General features: G+C 62.3%; 13 protein-coding genes, 1 tRNA gene and 1 pseudogene. All 15 read left to right on the forward strand.

Annotation, left to right across the window (positions count from 1 at the left end; genetic code table 11):
* A pseudogene (tuf, locus tag ABJO18_RS08950) lies at positions 1–141 on the forward strand (elongation factor Tu); the annotation flags it as partial.
* A gap of 183 nt (positions 142–324) precedes the next feature.
* Complete coding sequence (locus tag ABJO18_RS08955; protein WP_348507349.1) at positions 325–1,089, forward strand: 2OG-Fe(II) oxygenase family protein; 765 nt, start codon at positions 325–327, stop codon at positions 1,087–1,089.
* On the forward strand, positions 1,086–3,197 hold the full coding sequence (locus ABJO18_RS08960; RefSeq protein ID WP_348515842.1) for a sulfotransferase: 2,112 nt from the start codon (positions 1,086–1,088) through the stop codon (positions 3,195–3,197). The genes ABJO18_RS08955 and ABJO18_RS08960 overlap by 4 nt, the downstream gene beginning before the upstream one ends.
* Positions 3,194–4,984: a tetratricopeptide repeat protein gene (locus tag ABJO18_RS08965; protein ID WP_348507345.1), complete on the forward strand. Its 1,791-nt coding sequence runs from the start codon at positions 3,194–3,196 to the stop codon at positions 4,982–4,984. The genes ABJO18_RS08960 and ABJO18_RS08965 overlap by 4 nt, the downstream gene beginning before the upstream one ends.
* 305 nt (positions 4,985–5,289) lie before the next feature.
* Positions 5,290–8,187 (forward strand): TonB-dependent receptor, encoded by a 2,898-nt coding sequence (locus ABJO18_RS08970; RefSeq protein ID WP_348507346.1) that lies wholly within the window; start codon positions 5,290–5,292, stop codon positions 8,185–8,187.
* A 145-nt stretch (positions 8,188–8,332) separates the two neighbouring features.
* Positions 8,333–9,337: a class I SAM-dependent methyltransferase gene (locus ABJO18_RS08975; RefSeq protein ID WP_348507348.1), complete on the forward strand. Its 1,005-nt coding sequence runs from the start codon at positions 8,333–8,335 to the stop codon at positions 9,335–9,337.
* Positions 9,338–9,464: 127 nt separating this feature from the next.
* Positions 9,465–9,540: transfer RNA gene (locus ABJO18_RS08980), tRNA-Trp, on the forward strand.
* A 79-nt stretch (positions 9,541–9,619) separates the two neighbouring features.
* A complete protein-coding gene (secE, locus tag ABJO18_RS08985) occupies positions 9,620–9,880 on the forward strand; it encodes a preprotein translocase subunit SecE (RefSeq protein WP_348509248.1) in 261 nt (86 codons plus the stop codon).
* Positions 9,881–9,892: 12 nt separating this feature from the next.
* On the forward strand, positions 9,893–10,426 hold the full coding sequence (nusG, locus tag ABJO18_RS08990; protein WP_271185298.1) for a transcription termination/antitermination protein NusG: 534 nt from the start codon (positions 9,893–9,895) through the stop codon (positions 10,424–10,426).
* A 100-nt stretch (positions 10,427–10,526) separates the two neighbouring features.
* Entirely contained in the window at positions 10,527–10,955 is a 429-nt protein-coding gene (rplK, locus tag ABJO18_RS08995) for a 50S ribosomal protein L11 (protein ID WP_271185299.1), read from the forward strand.
* A gap of 5 nt (positions 10,956–10,960) precedes the next feature.
* The gene (rplA, locus tag ABJO18_RS09000) at positions 10,961–11,659 is read left to right on the forward strand and encodes a 50S ribosomal protein L1 (protein ID WP_348509249.1); all 699 of its coding nucleotides are present in this window, start codon (positions 10,961–10,963) and stop codon (positions 11,657–11,659) included.
* Between the two features lie 324 nt (positions 11,660–11,983).
* Positions 11,984–12,499: a 50S ribosomal protein L10 gene (gene rplJ, locus ABJO18_RS09005; protein ID WP_271185301.1), complete on the forward strand. Its 516-nt coding sequence runs from the start codon at positions 11,984–11,986 to the stop codon at positions 12,497–12,499.
* Between the two features lie 53 nt (positions 12,500–12,552).
* Positions 12,553–12,927 (forward strand): 50S ribosomal protein L7/L12, encoded by a 375-nt coding sequence (gene rplL, locus ABJO18_RS09010; RefSeq protein WP_271185302.1) that lies wholly within the window; start codon positions 12,553–12,555, stop codon positions 12,925–12,927.
* A gap of 226 nt (positions 12,928–13,153) precedes the next feature.
* Positions 13,154–17,227, forward strand: coding sequence for a DNA-directed RNA polymerase subunit beta (rpoB, locus tag ABJO18_RS09015; protein ID WP_348515843.1), 4,074 nt, complete (start codon positions 13,154–13,156; stop codon positions 17,225–17,227).
* 66 nt (positions 17,228–17,293) lie between these two features.
* Positions 17,294–21,508, forward strand: coding sequence for a DNA-directed RNA polymerase subunit beta' (gene rpoC / locus ABJO18_RS09020; RefSeq protein ID WP_348509413.1), 4,215 nt, complete (start codon positions 17,294–17,296; stop codon positions 21,506–21,508).
* The last annotated feature ends 66 nt before the right edge of the window (positions 21,509–21,574 follow it).

Here is a 21,574-nt window from a genome sequence, read left to right on the forward strand (position 1 = left end):
GAGATGGTGATGCCGGGCGATAATGTGGAAATGAATGTCGAGCTGATCACGCCGATCGCCATGGAAGAGAAGCTGCGCTTCGCTATCCGTGAAGGCGGACGTACCGTCGGCGCCGGTGTTGTTTCCAAGATCGTCGAGTAATCGCTCGATCCATACCGATGCTGAAACGGCGGGCCTTCGGGTCCGCCGTTTTCATTTGTGCCTGTATTGCTGCAGGCTGATGCGCCGGACTGCGGTGCGCTGTCGCATGACAGGCCGTCGTATGGACACGCCCGGAGGCCGCCGGTACCACTTTCGCCCTGGGCTGAAGAAGTATCCGTGATCATGGCCGAAACGCTGGAACTGAGACTGAACCCGGCGCTCGATGCGCAGAAATGGGCAGAGATCTATGCGCGCGACCGGCTCGTCCGGATCCCCGGCGTGTTCGAGCCGGCCCTTGCCGAGCACATTGAGAACCTTCTGGCGCGCACCCTGAACTGGCGCCTGGTCTTCGCCGAGGCCGATCCGTCGGCGCCGGGCGGGGAACGGGTATCCAAGCTGACCCAGCAGGATATTGCCGCGATGGGGCGGCAGGCCATCGGTGCCAAGATCGGCCATGTCATGGAGCGGGCGCGGGAGAATTACGGCTATCTCTATGACAGCTATCCGATGATCGAGGCCTACACATCGGGCTGGGATGCGGGCCATCCGATCCACCAGCTCACCGAGTTCATCAATTCGCCGGAGTTTCTGGAACTCGGCAAGACCGTGACGGGCGCGCCGCTGGTGACCAAGGCCGATGCCCAGGCGACCCGCTATGCGCGGGGGCATTTCCTGACGCGGCATATCGACGAGGGCCACGACAAGGAGCGCGTTGCCGCCTACACGCTGGGTTTCACGCGCAACTGGCAGCCCGACTGGGGCGGCCTCCTGATGCTGCTCGACGACAATCTGGACATCAGCCGGGCCTTCCTGCCGCGCTTCAACGTGCTGTCGATCTTTGACGGACGGCGCATCCATTCGGTCAGCGCGGTGTCGCCCTTCGCCGGCGGTGCGCGGCACCAGATCACCGGCTGGTTCCGGAACGATCCGCCTTACCGGACAACATGATGCAGGACACGCGGCTGGCTCAAGCCGGGCAATTGCGCCTGGCCAATGATTTCGCCGGGGCCCGCGCCCTGTGCGAGGCCGTGCTCGCCGACCGGCCCGGCGACGCAGAAGCCCTGGCCCTGCTGGGGGTCTGTGCCGTTGAGACGGGTGATCTTGCCGGCGGCCGCGCCTGGCTGGACCAGGCCGAAGCGTCCGATCCCGGGCTTGGTCTGGTGCCGCTTTACCGGTCCATTCTCCACGAAGCTGAGGCCGATCTTCCCGCGGCCCTGAGCGCTGCGCAGAAGGCGAGCGAGTTGTCGCCCGACCGGTTCGACGTATGGGGGCGTTTCGGTGACCTGGCAGGCCGCGTTGAGGATTTCGAAACGGCGGCGCGCGCCCTTAAGGCGGCGCTTGCGACCGCCGATACCGGGCATCCGGCCCGCCCGCACGTCGCACTCCGGCTGGCGGGTGCCGAGCTGGAGCTCCGGCGGCTGGATGCCGCGGCCGCTGCGCTCGACGTGGCGGAAGCCAGCGGACTGGCCGGCACAGTCGAGGTGCTGCGCCTGCGGGCAGAACTGGCCCGGCTGGCGGGGGACTTTGACGCGCTGACGCGGTTCGCCGAGGCGTGGCACGCCTTGAATCCGGACGACATGGATGCTCGCGGTGCTCTCGCCATGGGGTGGGGGCAGCAAGGCTATTATCGACGCGCGATCCACGTGTACCGTCCCGTTGTGGACGCCGACCCGGCAGTCGCCGACAACTGGGCAGCCCTGGGGCGTCTGACCTTGGGTGCGCGCGATATCGATGGAGCAAGGGCAGCCTTCGAGACAGCGTTGTCGCTGAACCCCGATTGTGTCGAGGCGTGCCTCGGACTTGCACGCATTCATACATTTCGTGGCGAACAGGATGCGGCGGTCGAGATGTGCCGACGAGCCCTGGCAGTCGACCCTGCGAACTTCGAGGCCTATGGCCAACTGTCCGAAGTGTCTGGCGGCCGGCTGAGCGACGAAGAGACAGCGCGTCTGGAAGACGAGGCAGGCAAGTCCGGCATTCCCGCCGACCAACTGTCGATTGGCTTGTTCGCATTGGGCGATGTGCGACATCGCCGTGGTCAATTTGATGCAGCTTTTGAGGCCTGGTCGCGCGCCAATGATACCAAAAAGCTGCAACACAATGGCGCGATCGTTTCCGCCTATGACAGGTCCGAGCAGACGCGCCGGACAGACTGGCTCACAGAGACCTTCACGGCGCCTGTTGCGAAGCCGGCCCTCTCTGCGACCCCGTCGCCGATCTTCATCGTTGGCATGCCGCGTTCCGGTACGACGCTGATCGAGGCGGCCATTGCGGCGCACGACGATGTGACGGCCGGCGGCGAGCTGAGTGTCATGCCGGTCCTGTTCGAGGCGTTTGTCCGTTGGGCGCGTGACAGTGGCTGGACGGGGGGCGTGATTCCCGGGCCTGTACTGGCGCCCTGGCGAGAGCGCTATCTTGCACAGTACAGCGAGTTCGGTCTTTCCGGTGCGCGCTGGGTGACGGACAAACAGCCCTCGAACTTCCTGTCCGTCGGTCTGATCCAGCAGATGTTCCCCGATGCGCCGATCATACATATCCGGCGCAAGCCGGTTGAAGTTGCATTCTCGATCTACCGGCGCAACTTTTCTCGCATGTGGCCGTTCGCCCACGATCTCGGCGATATCGCACACTACTATGCAGAGCAGGCGCGGTTGGGCGCCCATTGGGCCTCGGTTTTCCCGGATACCGTTATCCCGCTGCAGTATGAGGATCTCGTCTCGGATTTCGAGGCGCAGCTTCGCCGCGTTCTGGCGCGCTGCGGCCTCGACTGGAGCAAAAAATGCCTTGAGTACTACAAGCTGGAACGGACGGTGATGACGTTCAGTGCCGTTCAGGTGAGGCGGCCTCCGTCCCCGGTGTATCTCGACTCGACCTCGCCCTATGCCGAACAGCTGAAGCCGTTTGCCAAGGCGCTGGAGGAGCTCGCTGTCGACCCGCAAACAGGAGAGTGGCTCGCGGACGGGCGTCCGGGGGGAACCGATGACGCTTCGCCGTCGGCCCGAACTGGCTTCTTGAGGCGGTTCTGGAACGCCAAGCCTGAAAGGCAGGAGCCATGAGCCAGGCGCTCCAGCGTGCCCTGCAGTTCATGCAATCCGGCCGACCGGCCGAAGCGATATCGCAGCTCGAAATCGTTCTCAAGACATGCCCCGATGATGTCGAGGCGTTGCATCTGAGGGGCATCGCGCGGGGCCATCTTGGGCAGTTCGAGGCCGGTGCTGTCGATCTGGAATACGCTGCCGAGCACCATACCCAGCCGCACGCAGTACTGAGCAATCTCGGGAACCTGCACCGGCGAGCCGGCGATCTCGCTCGCGCTGTTGAGGCTTATCGGGCCGCGCTGGCGCGGGCGCCCGATTTCATTGACGCACGCCTGAACCTGGCGATCTCGTTACTTGATCTTGGCCGGAGTGCCGACGCAGAGGCGGAGTTCGAGGCGGTCTTGTCGCGACAGCCGGAGCATTCTGCTGCACTGAACGGTTTGGGAAACCTCTATTCCAGATCGGGTGACAATACGGCGGCGATTGATTTCTACACCCGGGCAATTGAGGCCAATCCCAGACCGGCCATGCCTTATGTCAACCGGGGCGGTGCCCGTCGCAGTGAGCGCCGCTATACAGAGTCGCTCGCGGATCTGGACACGGCCTGCCGACTTGCGCCTGGCCTTGCCGAGGGTCATTTCCAGCGCGGTCATACGCTGCGGATGCTGGGGCGATCGTTCGAGGCGCGCGAGGCATACTGGGAGGCGAGCCGTCTTACGCCGGACCGGGCGGATATTCACCGGGATCTGGCAGGACTGCTTTGGGAGCTCGGGGAGGGCCGCCGCGCGACTGCGGCGCTGGATGCGGTGCTCGAAAGGCGCCCGGATCCTGAGCTTCTTTACACAAAGGCGCGTGTCCTGTTTCGGACGGGATACGTCGATGATGCGGCCGCGGCACTGGATTCGGCGTTGGCAAGGGCGCCCGGTCATGCGGCCGCGCGCGCGCTCCGTGGCGAAATATCGTGCAGACGCGGCGCGTTTGATGATGCACTGAACGATTTGAGACGCGCCCTGGATATCGTCGACGGTGCAGATTTTGCGATACGGCACCAACTTGTCGAGGCGTGTCTGTCGGCGGGCGAGGCCGACGAAGCGATCAAATACCTGCAGGTTGATCCACCTGCCGAGCACCTGCAGAAGCACGTCGCTCTCCAAGCAACGGCCTGGCGCTGCGCGGGCGATGAGCGATATGGATATCTCTACGATTTTGATCGGCTGACGGCCAAGGTGTTCATTGATACGCCGCCAGGTTTCCCTTCACTCGATGCGTTCAATACTGCGCTCGGCGAACGGATCGAACGGCTGCACCGGACCACAGCGCAGCCGCTGGAGCAGACGCTGTTTGGCGGCACTCAGTCGCCCGGGCGACTCTGGGACGACGGTGACCCGGTGATCCAGGCCCTGGCGCGGGCGCTTGAGGCGGCAGCGCGCCGTTTTGTCGAGTCTCTGCCGGATGACCTTGAGCATCCCTTCCTGTCGAGAAAGTCCAGCCATCTGCAGTTGGCGGGGGCCTGGTCCGTCCGGTTGCGCTCCGGCGGCGGGCATGTGGATCACATTCATCCAGCGGGCTGGATCAGTGCCAGCTATTATGTTCACGTGCCGGATACTGTGGCGGACGGTGTCCGTGCGGGATGGCTGCGCCTGGGGGCGCCAGGCTTGCCAGGGCTGGACCTGCCAGCGGAGCGCTACATCCTGCCTGAGGCGGGCGCGGCGATATTTTTTCCTTCTTATATGTGGCACGGGGTCGAGCCTTTCGAGAGCCGCGATGTCCGGGTCACTGCACCGTTCGACCTCCTGCCTCAATAGCCATTTGTACGGTCTATTGCGCGGGCGCTCGCGGGCCAAAAAGCATGCTGGTTTCTAGGGTTGCCGATAGGTCTGAGGTAAATGCGCAACAGTGCAGCGTGAATGACGCTCGCCGAGTCGATGTGACGGTCGTGTGTCATTGACCCTTCGTATTCTGCATGGGTACCTTGCAGATAAGGCGGGGAATCGTGAGCTCCGCCGAGCCGGGGGGATGCTGCCTGAAAAGCCAAGTGCGGGCGGGTTTCCCATTACAACCTTACTCGGAGGGATTTAGAGTGAGACCGACTTCCTTGAAGGCTTGCCTTATGGCGAGCACGCTCATCGGTGGTATGGCTGCGGCCGCACCGGCGATGGCACAAGAAACCGAAGAAGATGATGTCGTTGTCGTTACCGGTTCGCGCATTCAGCGGACGGACACGGTGGCGCCGAGCCCGATCACGAATGTGTCGGCTGAGCAGCTCGCTGTCGTCAACACGATCAACACCGAAGACTTCATCAACACGCTCCCGCAGGTCGTTCCGGCTTTCGACTCCACGTCGAACAACCCGGGTAACGGCACTGCAACGGTCAGCCTGCGTGGCCTGGGCACCACCCGGACCCTCGTCCTGGTTGATGGTCAGCGCTTTGTCGGCTCCGGTGCGAACCAGGTCGTCGACCTGAACAACATTCCGGCAGCGCTTGTCGAGTCCATCGACGTCGTGACCGGTGGTGCTTCGGCCGTTTATGGTTCGGACGCTGTTGCCGGTGTTGTGAACTTTATCCTTAAGGATGACTTTGAAGGCATTGAGCTGACCGGTTCGCACGAGACCTCTCTGGGCGATCTGGACGGCAACATCTCGACCCTGTCTTTGACCATGGGCGGCAATTTCGATAATGGCCGCGGTAACGCTGTCATCTCGATGAGCTATACCAACCGCGAGGCCGTCTTCCAGGGTGACCGCGATTTCTCGTCCGAAACCTATTACGACCTCGGGCCGGGTGCGACCGAGTTCGGTCTGGGCGGTTCGTCCAACATTCCGGGCACGCGTATCCGTGGTGGCAACACCAACAACTTCGGCCTGACGGCCCAGGAAATGTCTGATCGCTACGCCGCTTGCGATAGCGATGCCTCGGACAACAATCCGCTCGACCCGGACAATGATCTGGACGCGACCGGCTGGAACGACAACAACTGCCTCGGCTTCTTCGTCGATGGTGGTGTCAACCCGATGCGCTTCGGCGGTGTCGATCCGGCCAACGATCTGTACAACTATGCGCCGACGAACTACCTGCAACTGCCGCAGGAACGCTACAATCTGTCGGCTTTCGCAACGTATGAAGTCAATCGTCATCTCGAGTTCTACGGTCGCGGTATCTACGCCAACAACGTCGTGGACTCCCAGCTGGCGCCGACGCCGGCCGGTGTGACGCTCGATGTTGATCTGTCGGATCCGAACATCCCGACCGAGCTGCTGAACCTGATGCTGGCCGACTCGGGCACCAATAATGGTGACGGCACGGGTACGATCCGCATCAGCCGCCGTTTCCAGGAACTGGGTACCCGGAACTCGCTGCGCGACACGAGCTCCTTCCAGCTGGTATTTGGTGCACGCGGTGACATCACCGACAACTGGTCCTACGACGTTTTCGGGAACTTCTCTCGGTCCTCGATCTCGCAGATCCAGTCCGGTAACCTGTCTGTTTCTGCTCTGCAGGAAGGTGTGCTCTGCCACCAGAACGCGACGGGCTGTTCGGCTCCCTACGTCAACATCTTTGGCGGTCCGGGCTCGATTTCTGAAGACGGTGCGGAATACATCTCCCGTACTGGCGCTCAGATCGACAATGTCGAGGTCTTCCAGACGGTTGCGACGGTTCAGGGTGAACTCGAGAACTTTAAGCTGCCGACCGCATCTTATGCTCCGGCACTGGTTCTTGGTGTCGAGTATCGCGAAGCATCCGCTGAATCCATTCCGGACTCGGTTCTGGGCCCGGATGTTCGGGGCTTCAACTCGTCGCTGCCGGTTTCTGGCGCATTCGATGTCTATGAGTTCTTCACGGAAGTCGAGATTCCGCTGATCACCGATCGGCCGCTGATCGAGTCTCTGGTCTTTAACGGCGCGTTCCGTGCCTCGGACTATTCCTCTGTCGGCAGCACGGAGACCTTTGCTACGGGGCTCTCTTGGCAGGTCAACGAGGAGGTTCGCTTCCGCGGCAACTTCAACCGTGCCGTGCGCGCGCCGAACGTTGGTGATCTGTTCAACCCGTTCACCAATGGCTTCCCGGGTGCTGAAGACCCGTGCTCTGGTGGCTCTAACGGTAAGTACAGCAGCGCAACCATTGACCAGACCTGTATCGATGCGGGCGTTCCGGCTGCCAATGTCGGTGCCAACATCCAGGGCAATGGCCAGATGGAAGCCCTGTTCGGCGGCAACCCGAACCTTGATGCAGAGACGGCAGACACATACACCATCGGTGCGGTGTTTACGCCGAGCTTCATCCCGGGGCTGACGGCTCAGCTGGACTACTACAATATCAGCATTGAGGATGCGATCTCTACGGTTCCGCTCCAGACGCTTCTGGACGAGTGCCATATCGATGGTATCCAGGCTTCGTGCGATCTGCTGGCTGGCGGTCGTAATCCGGCCTCCGGTGAGATGGGTGCAAACGGCTTCCTGCCGAATCTGCAGTCCATCAACGTCGCCACGCTGGAAGCCGAAGGTATCGACCTGCGTGTCGATTACTCGTTTGGTGCTGATGTGATTGGTCTGCCGGGCGACTTCGCTGTCACCTACTATGGCGGTTATGCACTGGCTTCGAGCACCAAGAACTCGGCTGCCTCTGATCCCATCGATTGCGTGGGTGAATATGGCTCGAGCTGTGGTGAACCGACGCCGGAGTACAAGCATACGGTTCAGACCTCCTGGTATCAGGGTCCGTTCACGACGAGCATTCGCTGGCGCTATCTCAGCGGCATGGATGCTTATGCGGGCACCTATGACAGCCTGAGCGACCTGTCGAACCACATCGATGGCACGAGCTATTTTGATGTGACTTTCGGCTGGGACGTGACGGAGAACTTTGTGGCCACGATCGGTGTGAACAACATCACCGACACGGACGTTCCGCTGCTGGGTTCGACTGTCAACGAACAGGCGAACACCTTCCCGGCTACCTATGAAACGCTCGGCCGTCGCCTCTTCGTGAGCGGCACCATGCGCTTCTAGTCGGCACGCAAGTGTTGAACAGGGAAGGGCGGGTCTTCGGACCCGCCCTTTCTTTTTGAGATGCGCGGCGGGTCGTCTGCAGTTCTTGTCCCTTGGGACATGTGCGGCCATTGAGTTGGCGGACAGGCCCGTTAACAATGCTGCCATGAAAAAGTCACAGACGAGCAGGGATGAGGCGGCCGCATGGGTCCGGTTCTGGGATGGTCGCGAACGTGGTACCGAGCATCGATATCGGGATCCGCGTGTGGCAGTTGTTCTGCGGCAGCACTGGCAGCATTGCCTGTCGGAGCGTTTCGAGGGCGCTCCGGTCGTGAGTCTGGTGGATATTGCCTGTGGCGAAGGCGAGCTGCTCCGCATCGCTGCAGATTGCGCCAGCGGTGCGGGTGTCGATGAATTCGAGGCGTGCTGCACCGACATATCGCGAAATGCCGTAGCGCTTGCCGCTGATGCAATGCCGGAAGAGGCACTTGCGATCCCGGCCGTTGCGAACGCGGCGGAACTTCCGTTCGCGGATGCCGTGTTCGACTGTGCCATAAGTCAATATGGACTGGAATATGCTGGTCCGGAGGCGTTCTCAGAAGCGGCGCGGGTCGTCGGCGAAACTGGTAGCTTGCATGCGCTGGTGCACTGCCAGGGAGGTGTGGTCGAGGCCGCCTGCGAGGAAGTCGCTGCTCTGTTGTCGGCTGTTGTCGATGGTAGGCTGCTGGGCCGGTTGGCCGAGTATGTTGAGGCGATGGTGCCCGCGGGAGACGGGGCCATATCAGACGAAACAGTCAGGGACAGGGTTGAGCAGCTGCGCCATGGGTTCGATGCGGTTGACGAGGCCGTTCGCGCCGCAAAGCCGGGCCCTGCCCGTGATCATGTCGCGCGACTGGTTGTGGATAGCCGAACGCTTGCAAGTCGTCTGGGGCACTACGCGCCGGCAGACGTATCGGCCTGGATCGGGGGGCAAAAACTCGAGATTGAGGCATTCCTGCACCGCATGACGTCGATGCTGGATGTGGCCCAGTCCGAGGACGACATGCGCGCTGTGGTAGGGCGACTGGAGGCGGCCGGCCTGAGGGTTGAGGCGCTGTCCGTGCTGGAAGCGCCCGGGCAGGGCGGAGCGCTGGCATGGGTCGTTGATGCGCGGCGGAGCGACGCGTGCTGAAGCCGGGTTTCGAATAAGCGCAGCAATATGCGTTTTAGCTGTTTTCTTATGGCGCTCTGCATTGTAGACAGCTGCGCTTCGGATGTGGCGGTGGCTGGCTCACCGTGCTACTCCGCGCGCGTGGTACAGGGGTGTAGCTCAGTTGGTAGAGCATCGGTCTCCAAAACCGAGGGTCGGGGGTTCGAGTCCCTCCGCCCCTGCCATGCCGCTCTAACGGAATTTTGCGCCGCATGATCCTGGCGCCGATTGCAAACAGGGCCCTGAGGGGCCAGATGGAAGCGAATGACGCGGAACGCGAATAACAAGACGCCGGCGCAGGCCAAGGCGGATACGGCGGCGCCGAAAAAGCGCCGGGCCGGCCCGTTCCAGTATCTGGCGCAGGTGCGCCAGGAGGCCCGCAAGGTGACCTGGACCGGACGGCAGGAGTTGATCGTCTCGACGATCCTCGTGCTGATCCTTTCGGCCATTGCCATGCTGTTCTTCTGGGGTGTGGACTTCGCGATCCGCGAAACCGTCCAGTTCCTGCTGTCGCTCGGTTCGTAGGAGGAGGCTTGTATGTCTGCCAAGTGGTATATCGTGCACGCCTATTCGAACTTCGAGAAGAAGGTCGCCGAGGCGATCCGGACCGAAGCCGCGATCCAGGGGCTTGAAGACAAGTTCGAAGAGATTCTCGTCCCTACAGAGGACGTGGTCGAGGTCCGCAAGGGCCGCAAGGTGAATGCCGAGCGCAAGTATTTCCCGGGTTATGTCCTAGTGAAAATGGACATGACGGATCAGGCCTATCACCTGGTCACGTCGACGCCGAAGGTCACCGGCTTCCTCGGTTCCGGCAAGAAGCCGATTCCGGTTTCCGAGAACGAGGTGAAGCGGATCCTTGGCCAGATGGAAGAGGATGCCGAGCGTCCGCGTCCGACGGTCAATTACGAGATCGGCGAGACGGTGAATGTCATCGACGGCCACTTCGCCAGCTTCAACGGCGTCGTGGAAGAGGTTGATGACGAGAATGGCCGCCTCAAGGTGGCAATCAATATTTTTGGCCGGGCAACCCCGGTCGAGCTGGAATACGCGCAGGTCGAAAAGACCCAGTAGCGCGTGTGACGTGCGGGAGGTGCCGGCGCCAAGTCCATGCCGGGCCGTACCGCAAACCCCCAAGGACGCGATGGTCGCGTCCTGTTGATGGAGTGGAGACATGGCCAAGAAGATTGACGGCTATATCAAGCTGCAAGTGCCTGCCGGCGCTGCAAACCCGTCCCCGCCGATCGGCCCGGCACTGGGTCAGCGCGGCGTGAACATCATGGAATTCTGTAAGGCCTTCAACGCGAAGACCCAGGAGATGGAAAAAGGGATGCCGATCCCGACCACCATCACCGTCTTCTCGGACAAGTCCTTTACCTTCGAGATCGCAACGCCGCCGGCGAGCTTCTATCTGAAGAAGGCCGCGAAGATCCAGAAGGGCAGCCAGGCCCCGGGCCAGACTTCGGCCGGTTCCGTCTCGATGGCGCAGTGCCGCGAGATCGCGGAAGCCAAGTTCAAGGACCTCAATGCGAACGACCTCGACCAGGCGACGAAGATCATCGCCGGCTCGGCCCGTTCCATGGGTCTGGAAGTGACGGAGTAGGGATCATGGCGACTATCGGAAAACGTCTCGCGTCTGCACGTGAAACCATTGATCGCGATCACCTCTACACGGTCGACGAAGCGGTCAAGCACGTGAAGGCCAATGCCAAGGCCAAGTTTGATGAAACCATCGAACTGGCTGTGAATCTGGGTGTCGACCCGCGTCACGCCGACCAGATGGTCCGTGGTGTCTGCGAGCTGCCGAACGGCACGGGCCGTACGGTCCGCGTCGCGGTGTTCGCCAAGGGCCCGAAGGCTGAAGAAGCCAAGAAGGCCGGTGCCGACGTTGTGGGTGCCGAAGACCTGATGGAACAGGTCCAGGGCGGCAATATCAATTTCGACAAGGTCATCGCGACCCCGGACATGATGCCGCTCGTTGGCCGTCTGGGTAAGGTGCTCGGCCCGCGCGGCATGATGCCGAACCCGAAGGTCGGCACGGTCACCATGGATGTGACCAAGGCCGTTGCGGCGTCCAAGGGCGGTGCCGTGGAGTTCCGTGTCGAGAAGGCGGGCATCGTGCACGCCGGTGTCGGCAAGGCGAGCTTCACTGAAGCGCAGCTGGTCGAGAATGTTCGCGCCCTGATCGGCGCCATCGTCAAGTCGAAGCCGTCGGGCGCCAAAGGCACCTATGTCCGCCGGATTGCGCTGTCCTCGACCATGGGGCCGGGCGTGAAAATCGACACGTCGGAAGCCTCTGCGGCCTAGTTCGACGTAAAAGACACTTGAGTTTCAGCCCGGCAGGCTTTATCCGGCCGGGCTGATCCGGTTCTTCATCACGCGTTGTGGGTGAAGACCGGACCTGTCCGAGATCGCAGGGGGCGGGGCCTTTCCAAGGTTCTGCCTTAATCCAATTTGGGCCCTGTGTGAGACAGAGCGTGAACAATATGACCTTGTTCGTAAGGTCTGTTGGTTCAAGCCCTGGGACAGGACGCGCCGTGGGCGCGCCCGAACCCTTGAAACGGGGAAGGCGCTCGACGGCGTTTTCACCGGGCCGTCCGTGGTGGACGGTTCAAACAGGGAGTCCGCAAAATGGATCGCAATCAAAAAGAAGCGTCCGTGGAAGAGCTGGAAGGCATCTTCTCGAACGCTGGATCCGTGGTGATGGCCCACTATACGGGCATGACCGTTGCGGAAATGACGAATCTGCGTGCCAAGCTCCGTGAGCTCGGCGGCACATTCAAGGTGGTTCGCAACCGCCTCGCCAAGATCGCTCTGCAAGGCAAGCCGGGTGAAGGCGCCTCCGACCTGTTCTCGGGTCCGGTCGCCATCGCGTACTCGGAAGACTTTGTTGCAGCGCCGAAGGTGCTGGTGGACTACGCGAAGTCCAACGACAAGCTCGTCATTCTCGGCGGCTTCATGGAAGAGGAAGTGTTCGACGCCAAAGGCATCGACGCCCTGTCCAAGATGCCGTCCCGCGAAGAGCTTATCGCCACCATCGCGGCCCGTCTCACGGGTCAGGCTTCGCAGGTTGCCCAGCGTATCATGGCTCCGGGCCAGGGTCTGGCTGGCGCCATCGAGGTCATCCGCGAAAAAGCCGAAGCGTAACGTCATTCTCCGCTAACGAACTGACACACTGAACACGACAAGGAATTGAACAAATGGCTGATGTAGCTAAACTCTGCGAAGAACTTCTCTCGCTCACCATCCTTGAAGCCAAGGAACTGAACGATCTCCTCGAAGAAAAAGGCATTAAGGCCGCGGCTGCTGTCGCGGTTGCCGGTCCGGCCGGCGGCGACGCCGGTGGTGCGGCTGTCGAAGAGAAGGACGAATTCGACGTGATCCTGGCTTCGGCTGGCGACAAGAAGATCAACGTCATCAAGGAAGTCCGTGCCATCACCGGCCTGGGCCTGAAGGAAGCCAAGGACCTGGTCGAAGGCGCTCCGAAGGCGGTCAAGGAAGGCGCTCCGAAGGCCGAAGCCGAAGAGATCAAGAAGAAGCTCGAAGAAGCCGGCGCTACGGTCGAGCTGAAATAATCACGCTCCGGCGTGACCTGAACGGTGCTGCGGGCGCGCGGGGTTTCCTGCGCGTCCGCTAGCCCGTCTTTGCGTTTCGCGGTCCCTCCGCTGCCGTTCCAGGCGGGGCCGCATAATCCGGACCGGGCCGCTGCGTCTTTGATGCGCAGGGCCGGGCCACTCGGAACGGCGGCGCGGGGACGAACCCCGCATCTATGGCGCAGTGCTGTCTGCGAAGGGAGCCGACATGGGTCTGTCGTTCACCGGCAAGAAGCGGATTCGCAAGACGTTCGGTCGCATTCCGGAAACGGTCGCGATGCCGAACCTCATCGAAGTTCAGAAAAGCTCCTACGAGCAGTTCCTGATGAAGGAAGTCCCGTCAAGCGAGCGGGGCGATACGGGTATGCAGGCCGTCTTCAAGTCGGTCTTCCCCGTCAAGGATTTCGCTGAGCGTGCTGTGCTGGACTTCGTGTCCTACGAATTCGAAGCGCCGAAGTTCGACGTCGAGGAATGCCAGCAGCGTGACATGACTTTCGCGGCACCGCTGAAGGTCAAGATGCGCCTGATCGTGTTCGATGTCGACGAGGAAACCGGCGCGCGTTCGGTCAAGGACATCAAGGAGCAGGATGTCTATATGGGCGATATCCCGCTCATGACGGACAAGGGCACCTTCGTCGTCAACGGCACCGAGCGGGTCATCGTTTCCCAGATGCACCGTTCGCCGGGTGTCTTCTTCGACCATGACCGCGGCAAGACCCATGCCTCGGGCAAATACCTGTTCGCCGCGCGGATCATTCCCTATCGCGGCTCCTGGCTCGATTTCGAGTTCGACGCCAAGGACGTGGTCCACATGCGCCTCGACCGCCGCCGCAAGCTGCCGGCGACGACGCTGCTGTATGCGCTGGGCCTGGACAAGGAAGAGATCCTCTCGACCTTCTACAACACGGTCGAGTACAAGTTCGCCAAGAAGGGCTGGACCGTTCCTTACGTGAAGGAACGCTGGCGCGGCGCCAAGCCGGTGCGCGACCTGGTCGACGCCAAGACGGGCGACATCGTCGCTCCGGCCGGCAAGAAGATCTCCGCGCGTGCGGCCAACAAGCTGGCCGAGGACGGTCTGGAAGCCCTGCTGGTTTCCGACGAGTTCCTGCTGTCGGGCTATCTGGCCGAGGACATGGTCAATCTGGAAACCGGCGAGATCTTCGCGGAAGCCGGTGACGAGCTGACCCAGGAAATCCTCGACACGCTGAAGGAAACCGGCGTCAAGGTTCTCAACCTGCTCGACATCGACCCGGCCACGGGTATCGGTCCCTACATCCGGACCACGCTGGCGGTCGACAAGAATGAAAGCCGCGAGCAGGCGCTGGTCGATATCTACCGCGTCATGCGTCCGGGCGAGCCGCCGACGCCGGAAACGGCCGAAGCCATGTTCCAGGGTCTGTTCTTCGATCCGGAACGCTACGACCTGTCGGCCGTGGGTCGCGTGAAGATGAACATGCGTCTGGACCTGGACTGTCCGGATGATGTCCGCACGCTGCGCAAGGAAGACATCCTGGCCGTGCTGAAGACCCTCGTGGATCTGCGCGACGGCCGCGGCGAAATCGACGACATCGACAATCTCGGCAACCGCCGTGTGCGTTCGGTCGGCGAGCTGATGGAAAATCAGTACCGCATCGGCCTTCTGCGCATGGAGCGCGCGATCAAGGAACGCATGTCCTCGGTCGATATCGAGACGGTCATGCCGCACGACCTGGTCAACGCCAAGCCGGCCGCGGCCGCGGTGCGCGAATTCTTCGGCTCCTCGCAGCTGTCGCAATTCATGGACCAGACCAACCCGCTGTCCGAAGTGACGCACAAGCGCCGCCTCTCGGCGCTTGGCCCGGGTGGTCTGACCCGTGAGCGTGCCGGCTTCGAAGTGCGCGACGTGCACCCGACCCACTATGGCCGGATCTGTCCGATCGAGACGCCGGAAGGTCCGAATATCGGCCTGATCAACTCGCTGTCCACCTATGCCCGCGTCAACAAGTACGGCTTCATCGAGAGCCCGTACCGCCGGGTCGAGAACGGCAAGCTGACCGAGACGGTCGACTACCTCTCCGCCATGCAGGAGTCGCGCTACGCAATCGCCCAGGCGAACGCGCACGTGAACGAGAATGGCGAGCTGGACAACGAGTTCGTGAACTGCCGTATCGGCGGTGAAGTGACGCTCGTTCCGCGTGAGGACGTGGAATACATCGACGTGTCGCCGAAGCAGGTGGTTTCGGTCGCTGCGGCGCTCATTCCCTTCCTGGAAAACGACGACGCCAACCGCGCCCTCATGGGCTCGAACATGCAGCGCCAGGCCGTGCCGCTCGTGAAGGCGGAAGCGCCTCTCGTCGGCACCGGCATGGAAGGTGTTGTGGCCCGTGACTCCGGTGCTGCCATTGCGGCGCGCCGGGGCGGTGTGATCGAGCAGGTCGACGCGACCCGTATCGTTATCCGGGCCACGGAAGATCTCGATGCCGCCAAGTCGGGCGTCGACATCTACCGCCTGTCCAAGTTCCAGCGGTCCAACCAGTCCACCTGTATCAACCAGCGCCCGATCGTGCGCGTGGGTGATGAAGTGACTGCCGGTGACATCATCGCCGACGGTCCGTCGACCGATCTGGGCGAGCTCGCGCTCGGCCGGAACGTGGTCGTCGCCTTCATGCCGTGGAACGGCTACAACTTCGAGGACTCGATCCTGATCTCCGAGCGCATCGTGCGCGACGACGTCTTCACCTCGATCCACCTCGAAGAGTTCGAGATCGCGGCCCGCGACACCAAGCTGGGGCCGGAGGAAATCACGCGCGACATCCCGAATGTCGGCGAGGAAGCCCTGCGCAATCTCGACGAAGCCGGCATTGTGGCCGTGGGCGCTGAAGTCGGTCCGGGCGACATCCTGGTCGGCAAGGTGACGCCGAAGGGCGAAAGCCCGATGACGCCGGAAGAAAAGCTTCTGCGCGCCATCTTCGGCGAGAAGGCCTCCGACGTTCGCGACACCTCGCTACGCATGCCGTCCGGTGCGACCGGTACGGTCGTGGAAGTCCGCGTCTTCAACCGTCACGGTGTCGACAAGGACGAACGCGCGATCTCCATCGAGCGTGAGGAAATCGAACGTCTCGGCAAGGACCGCGACGACGAGCTGCACATTCTCGAGCGCAACATCTACCAGCGTCTGGGCGATCTCCTGCTCGGCAAGACGGCGGTCTCCGGTCCGCGCGGCTTCGCCAAGGGCAAGGTGACCCAGGAAGCGCTCGACGAGACCCCGCGTTCGCAGTGGTGGCGCATCGGTCTCGACGACGAGAAGGCGATGGGCGAAGTCGAAGCGCTGCAAAAGCAGTACGACGACTCCAAGGCCCGCCTGGACCGCCGGTTCGAGGACAAGGTCGACAAGCTGCAGCGTGGCGATGAAATGCCGCCGGGCGTGATGAAGATGGTCAAGGTGTTCGTCGCGGTGAAGCGCAAGCTTCAGCCGGGCGACAAGATGGCCGGCCGTCACGGCAACAAGGGTGTTATCTCCAAGATCAATCCGATCGAGGACATGCCCTTCCTGGAAAACGGCGAAGCCGTCGACATCGTGCTCAACCCGCTCGGCGTGCCGTCGCGGATGAATGTCGGCCAGATCCTGGAGACCCACCTTGGCTGGGCCTGCCGCGGTCTGGGCCGCCAGATCGGTGAGGCGTATGAAGCCTATCAGCGCGACGGTTCCGTCGAAGCGCTGAAGTCCGAGCTGAAGCGGGTCTACGGTGAGGACGAGCTGCCGGAAACGGACGCCGACATTGCCGAGCTGGGCCGCAACCTGGCCAATGGCGTGCCGATCGCGACTCCGGTCTTCGACGGTGCCCGCGAGCCGGACGTGTCCGCCATGCTGGAGAAGGCCGGTTTCGATCCGTCGGGCCAGGTCACCCTGTATGACGGCCAGACCGGTGAGCCCTTCCGCCGCAAGGTTACGGTGGGTGTGAAGCACCTGCTGAAACTGCACCACCTGGTGGACGACAAGATCCACGCCCGCTCGATCGGCCCTTACTCGCTCGTGACCCAGCAGCCGCTGGGCGGCAAGGCGCAGTTCGGCGGTCAGCGCTTCGGTGAGATGGAAGTGTGGGCCCTGGAAGCCTATGGTGCGGCGTACACGCTGCAGGAAATGCTGACGGTGAAGTCGGACGACGTGGCCGGCCGGACGAAGGTCTATGAGGCCATCGTGCGCGGCGACGACACCTTCGAAGCCGGCGTTCCGGAGAGCTTCAACGTGCTCGTGAAGGAAATGCGTTCCCTCGGCCTCAATGTCGAACTGAAAAACGGCTAAGGCCGAACCTTATATCGCGGGACAGGCCTGGTCCTGTCCCGCTTGCCCCTTTTGGGAGACGGCGACATGAATCACGACGTCATGAACATCTTCAATCCGGCTGCCGAAGGCCCGTCCTTCGACCGGATCCGGATTGCCCTCGCGAGCCCGGAAAAGATCCTTTCCTGGTCTTTCGGCGAGGTCAAAAAGCCCGAAACCATCAACTACCGGACCTTCAAGCCGGAGCGCGACGGCCTGTTCTGCGCCCGCATCTTCGGTCCGGTGAAGGACTATGAGTGCCTGTGCGGCAAGTACAAGCGCATCAAGTACAAGGGCATCGTCTGCGAGAAGTGCGGCGTTGAAGTGACCCTGGCCCGCGTCCGCCGCGAGCGCATGGGTCATATCGAGCTTGCTGCACCGGTCGCCCACATCTGGTTCCTGAAATCGCTGCCGTCGCGGATCGCGATGATCCTCGACATGGCGCTGAAGGATGTGGAGCGCGTGCTCTACTTCGAGAACTATGTCGTTATCGAGCCCGGCCTGACCCCGCTGCAGCCGTTCCAGCTTCTCTCCGAAGAGGAGTATATGGACGCGCAGGACGAGTATGGCGAAGACGCCTTCACCGCCGGCATCGGCGCTGAAGCCGTCCGCGAAATCCTGATTGCCATGGACCTCGAGGCGGAAGCCGCGAAGGTCCGTGAGGACATGAAGGAGACCGGCTCGGAACTGAAGCTGAAGAAGTATGCAAAGCGCCTCAAGCTGCTTGAAAACTTCATCACGTCCGGCAACCGTCCGGAATGGATGATCATGACGGTCATTCCGGTGATCCCGCCGGAACTGCGTCCGCTCGTGCCGCTCGATGGCGGCCGTTTCGCGACGTCGGACCTGAACGATCTCTACCGCCGCGTCATCAACCGGAACAACCGCCTGAAGCGCCTGATCGAGCTGCGCGCGCCGGACATCATCATCCGTAACGAAAAGCGGATGCTGCAGGAGTCCGTCGACGCCCTGTTCGACAATGGTCGCCGTGGCCGCGTCATCACCGGCGCCAACAAGCGTCCGCTGAAGTCGCTGTCCGACATGCTGAAGGGCAAGCAGGGCCGCTTCCGTCAGAACCTGCTCGGCAAGCGCGTCGACTATTCCGGCCGTTCGGTCATCGTGGTCGGCCCGGATCTCAAGCTGCACGAGTGCGGCCTGCCGAAGAAGATGGCGCTCGAACTGTTCAAGCCCTTCATCTATGCGCGTCTCGACGCCAAGGGGCTTTCGGGCACGGTCAAGCAGTCCAAGAAGCTGGTGGAAAAAGAGCGTCCGGAAGTCTGGGACGTGCTCGACGAGGTGATCCGCGAGCATCCGGTCATGCTGAACCGGGCGCCGACGCTGCACCGTCTGGGCATCCAGGCCTTCGAGCCGAAGCTGATCGAAGGCAAGGCCATCCAGCTGCACCCGCTGGTCTGCGCGGCTTTCAACGCCGACTTCGACGGTGACCAGATGGCCGTTCACGTGCCGCTCTCGCTGGAAGCCCAGCTGGAAGCGCGCACGCTGATGATGTCGACCAACAACATCCTCTCGCCCGCCAACGGCAAGCCGATCATCGTGCCGTCCCAGGATATAGTTCTGGGCCTGTATTATCTGTCGGTGATGAATGCGAACGAGCCGGGCGAGGGCATGGCCTTCGGTTCCCGCGCGGAAATGGAAGCCGCGCTGGAAAGCGGCGTTGTCTCGCTCCACGCCAAGATCAAGGCGCGCTGGGAAGGCATCGACGAAAACGGTGAGCCGATCACGAAGGTGATCGAGTGCACGCCGGGCCGGAAGATGATCATCGACCTCCTGCCCAAGCACGCCAAGATGCAGCCGGAAATCGTCGGCGAACTGCTGACGAAGAAGGCGATCGGCGGCCTGATCGACCACGTCTATCGCCACTGCGGCCAGAAGGCGACGGTGATCTTCTGTGACCAGATCATGGGTCTGGGCTTCAAGGAAGCGGCGAAGGCCGGCATTTCCTTCGGCAAGGACGACATGCTGATCCCGGATGCCAAGGCGGATCTGGTGGGCGCCACCCGCGCGCTCGTCGCCGACTATGAGCAGCAATATGTCGACGGCCTGATCACCAAGGGTGAGAAGTACAACAAGGTCGTCGATGCTTGGGCGAAGTGTACGGACAACGTGGCCGACGCCATGATGGACGAGATCTCCAAGACCACGATCGGCGAAGACGGCCGGGTCTCCGAGGTCAACTCGGTCTACATGATGGCCCACTCCGGCGCCCGGGGTTCGAAGAACCAGATGAAGCAGCTGGCCGGCATGCGCGGCCTGATGGCCAAACCGTCCGGCGAGATCATCGAGACGCCGATCATCTCGAACTTCAAGGAAGGCCTGACCGTTCTCGAGTACTTCAACTCGACGCACGGCGCCCGTAAGGGTCTGGCCGACACCGCGCTGAAGACGGCGAACTCGGGTTACCTGACCCGCCGTCTCGTCGACGTCGCCCAGGACTGCATCATCACCGAAGAAGACTGCGGCACGTCCGAAGGCTTCGAGATCGGCGCCGTGGTCGATGGCGGTGATGTGGTTGTCTCCCTGGAGCAGCGCATCCTGGGCCGCACGACGGCTGCCGAGGTGAAGAATGGCGAGGGCGAAGTGATCTGCCCGGCCGACACCTATATCGACGAGGATCTCGCTGCGGCGATCGAGGCCGCCGGCGTCCAGAGCGTGTTCGCGCGCTCGCCGCTGACCTGCGAAACCCGCGTCGGCGTCTGTGCCACCTGCTACGGCCGTGACCTGGCGCGCGGGACGCGCGTCAATATCGGCGAAGCCGTGGGCGTTATCGCGGCCCAGTCGATCGGTGAACCGGGAACCCAGCTGACGATGCGGACCTTCCACATCGGCGGTACGGCCCAGGTGTCCGAGCAGTCTTTCATCGAAGCTGCACACGAAGGCAAGATCACCTTCAAGAACCCGTCGACGGTGACGAATGCCGACGGCGATCTGATCGTGATGAGCCGGAACATGCAGGTCGCGATTGTCGACAAGGACGGCAAGGAGCGTGAAAGCTACAAGCTGGGCTACGGCACCAAGCTGAAGGTCAAGGAAGGCGACAAGTCGCAACGCGGCATGCGCCTGGCCGAATGGGACCCGTATACCGCTCCGATCGTGTCGGAAGTCGGCGGTACGGTGAAGTTCGTCGACATCATCGACGGCGTGTCCGTGAAGGAAGAGACCGACGAAGCGACGGGTATCGCGTCCAAGGTGGTGATCGACTGGCGTGGCGGGGCCAAGGCCTCGGCGATCCAGCCGACCATCGTCATCCAGGACGAGAACGGCGATCCCATCAAACTCGCTTCCGGCTCCACGGCCAGCTACATGCTCGCGGTGGGCGCCATTCTCTCGGTCAGCTCCGGTGACACGGTGCGCCCGGGTGACATCGTCGCCCGTATCCCGACCGAAGGCGCCAAGACCCGGGACATCACCGGTGGTCTGCCGCGCGTTGCCGAACTGTTCGAGGCTCGTCGTCCGAAGGACCACGCAGTGATCGCCGAGATCACCGGCCGCGTCGAGTTCGGCCGCGACTACAAGAACAAGCGCCGCATCGCCATCGTGCCGGATGACGAGAACATGGAGAAGGTCGAGTACTTGGTGCCCAAGGGCAAGCACCTGACGGTCCAGGAAGGCGACTATATCCAGAAGGGCGAATACCTGCTCGACGGTCACCCGGCGCCGCACGACATCCTGTCGATCCTCGGTGTCCCGTCGCTGGCCAACTACCTGATCAACGAGATCCAGGAGGTCTATCGACTGCAGGGCGTGCCGATCAACGACAAGCACATCGAAGTGATCGTTCGCCAGATGCTGCAGAAGATCGAGGTCAAGGATCCGGGTGAGAGCACCTTCCTGGCGGCCGAGCAGGTCGACAAGATCGAGTTCCTGGAGACCAATGAGAAGCTCGAGGCCGAGGGCAAGCGTCCGGCAACCGGTGAGCCGGTCCTGCTGGGCATCACCAAGGCATCGCTGCAGACGCGCTCCTTCATCTCTGCGGCCTCCTTCCAGGAGACCACACGCGTCCTCACCGAGGCCGCCGTGCAGGGCAAGGAAGACATGCTCGAGGGTCTCAAGGAGAACGTCATCGTGGGCCGACTCATCCCGGCCGGTACCGGCGCGATGATGCGTCAGTACCAGGCGCTGGCCGACGATCTCGATGCCGAGATGCTCGCCGAGCGGGCGACGGCCGTGGAAGCGGAAGGTCTGCCGGCGGAAATCGCCGAGGCAGCTGCCGAAGAAATGGCGTCCGAAGGCAAGGCCGAGTAGGCGTTTCGGGCCGGAAAGCCCAATCTAAACAGGCAAAAGGGCGCCGGGGGACCCGCGGGCCTTTTC

Origin of the sequence: Maricaulis sp., assembly GCF_039978735.1 — a bacterium.
In the GTDB taxonomy this organism is placed as follows: domain Bacteria; phylum Pseudomonadota; class Alphaproteobacteria; order Caulobacterales; family Maricaulaceae; genus Maricaulis.

Coding starts and splice junctions, on each gene's coding strand:
- ABJO18_RS08955 (WP_348507349.1), top strand. CDS start 325: ATGGCCGAAACGCTGGAACTGAGACTGAACCCGGCGCTCGATGCGCAG.
- ABJO18_RS08960 (WP_348515842.1), top strand. CDS start 1,086: ATGATGCAGGACACGCGGCTGGCTCAAGCCGGGCAATTGCGCCTGGCC.
- ABJO18_RS08965 (WP_348507345.1), top strand. CDS start 3,194: ATGAGCCAGGCGCTCCAGCGTGCCCTGCAGTTCATGCAATCCGGCCGA.
- ABJO18_RS08970 (WP_348507346.1), top strand. CDS start 5,290: ATGGCGAGCACGCTCATCGGTGGTATGGCTGCGGCCGCACCGGCGATG.
- ABJO18_RS08975 (WP_348507348.1), top strand. CDS start 8,333: ATGAAAAAGTCACAGACGAGCAGGGATGAGGCGGCCGCATGGGTCCGG.
- secE (WP_348509248.1), top strand. CDS start 9,620: ATGACGCGGAACGCGAATAACAAGACGCCGGCGCAGGCCAAGGCGGAT.
- nusG (WP_271185298.1), top strand. CDS start 9,893: ATGTCTGCCAAGTGGTATATCGTGCACGCCTATTCGAACTTCGAGAAG.
- rplK (WP_271185299.1), top strand. CDS start 10,527: ATGGCCAAGAAGATTGACGGCTATATCAAGCTGCAAGTGCCTGCCGGC.
- rplA (WP_348509249.1), top strand. CDS start 10,961: ATGGCGACTATCGGAAAACGTCTCGCGTCTGCACGTGAAACCATTGAT.
- rplJ (WP_271185301.1), top strand. CDS start 11,984: ATGGATCGCAATCAAAAAGAAGCGTCCGTGGAAGAGCTGGAAGGCATC.
- rplL (WP_271185302.1), top strand. CDS start 12,553: ATGGCTGATGTAGCTAAACTCTGCGAAGAACTTCTCTCGCTCACCATC.
- rpoB (WP_348515843.1), top strand. CDS start 13,154: ATGGGTCTGTCGTTCACCGGCAAGAAGCGGATTCGCAAGACGTTCGGT.
- rpoC (WP_348509413.1), top strand. CDS start 17,294: ATGAATCACGACGTCATGAACATCTTCAATCCGGCTGCCGAAGGCCCG.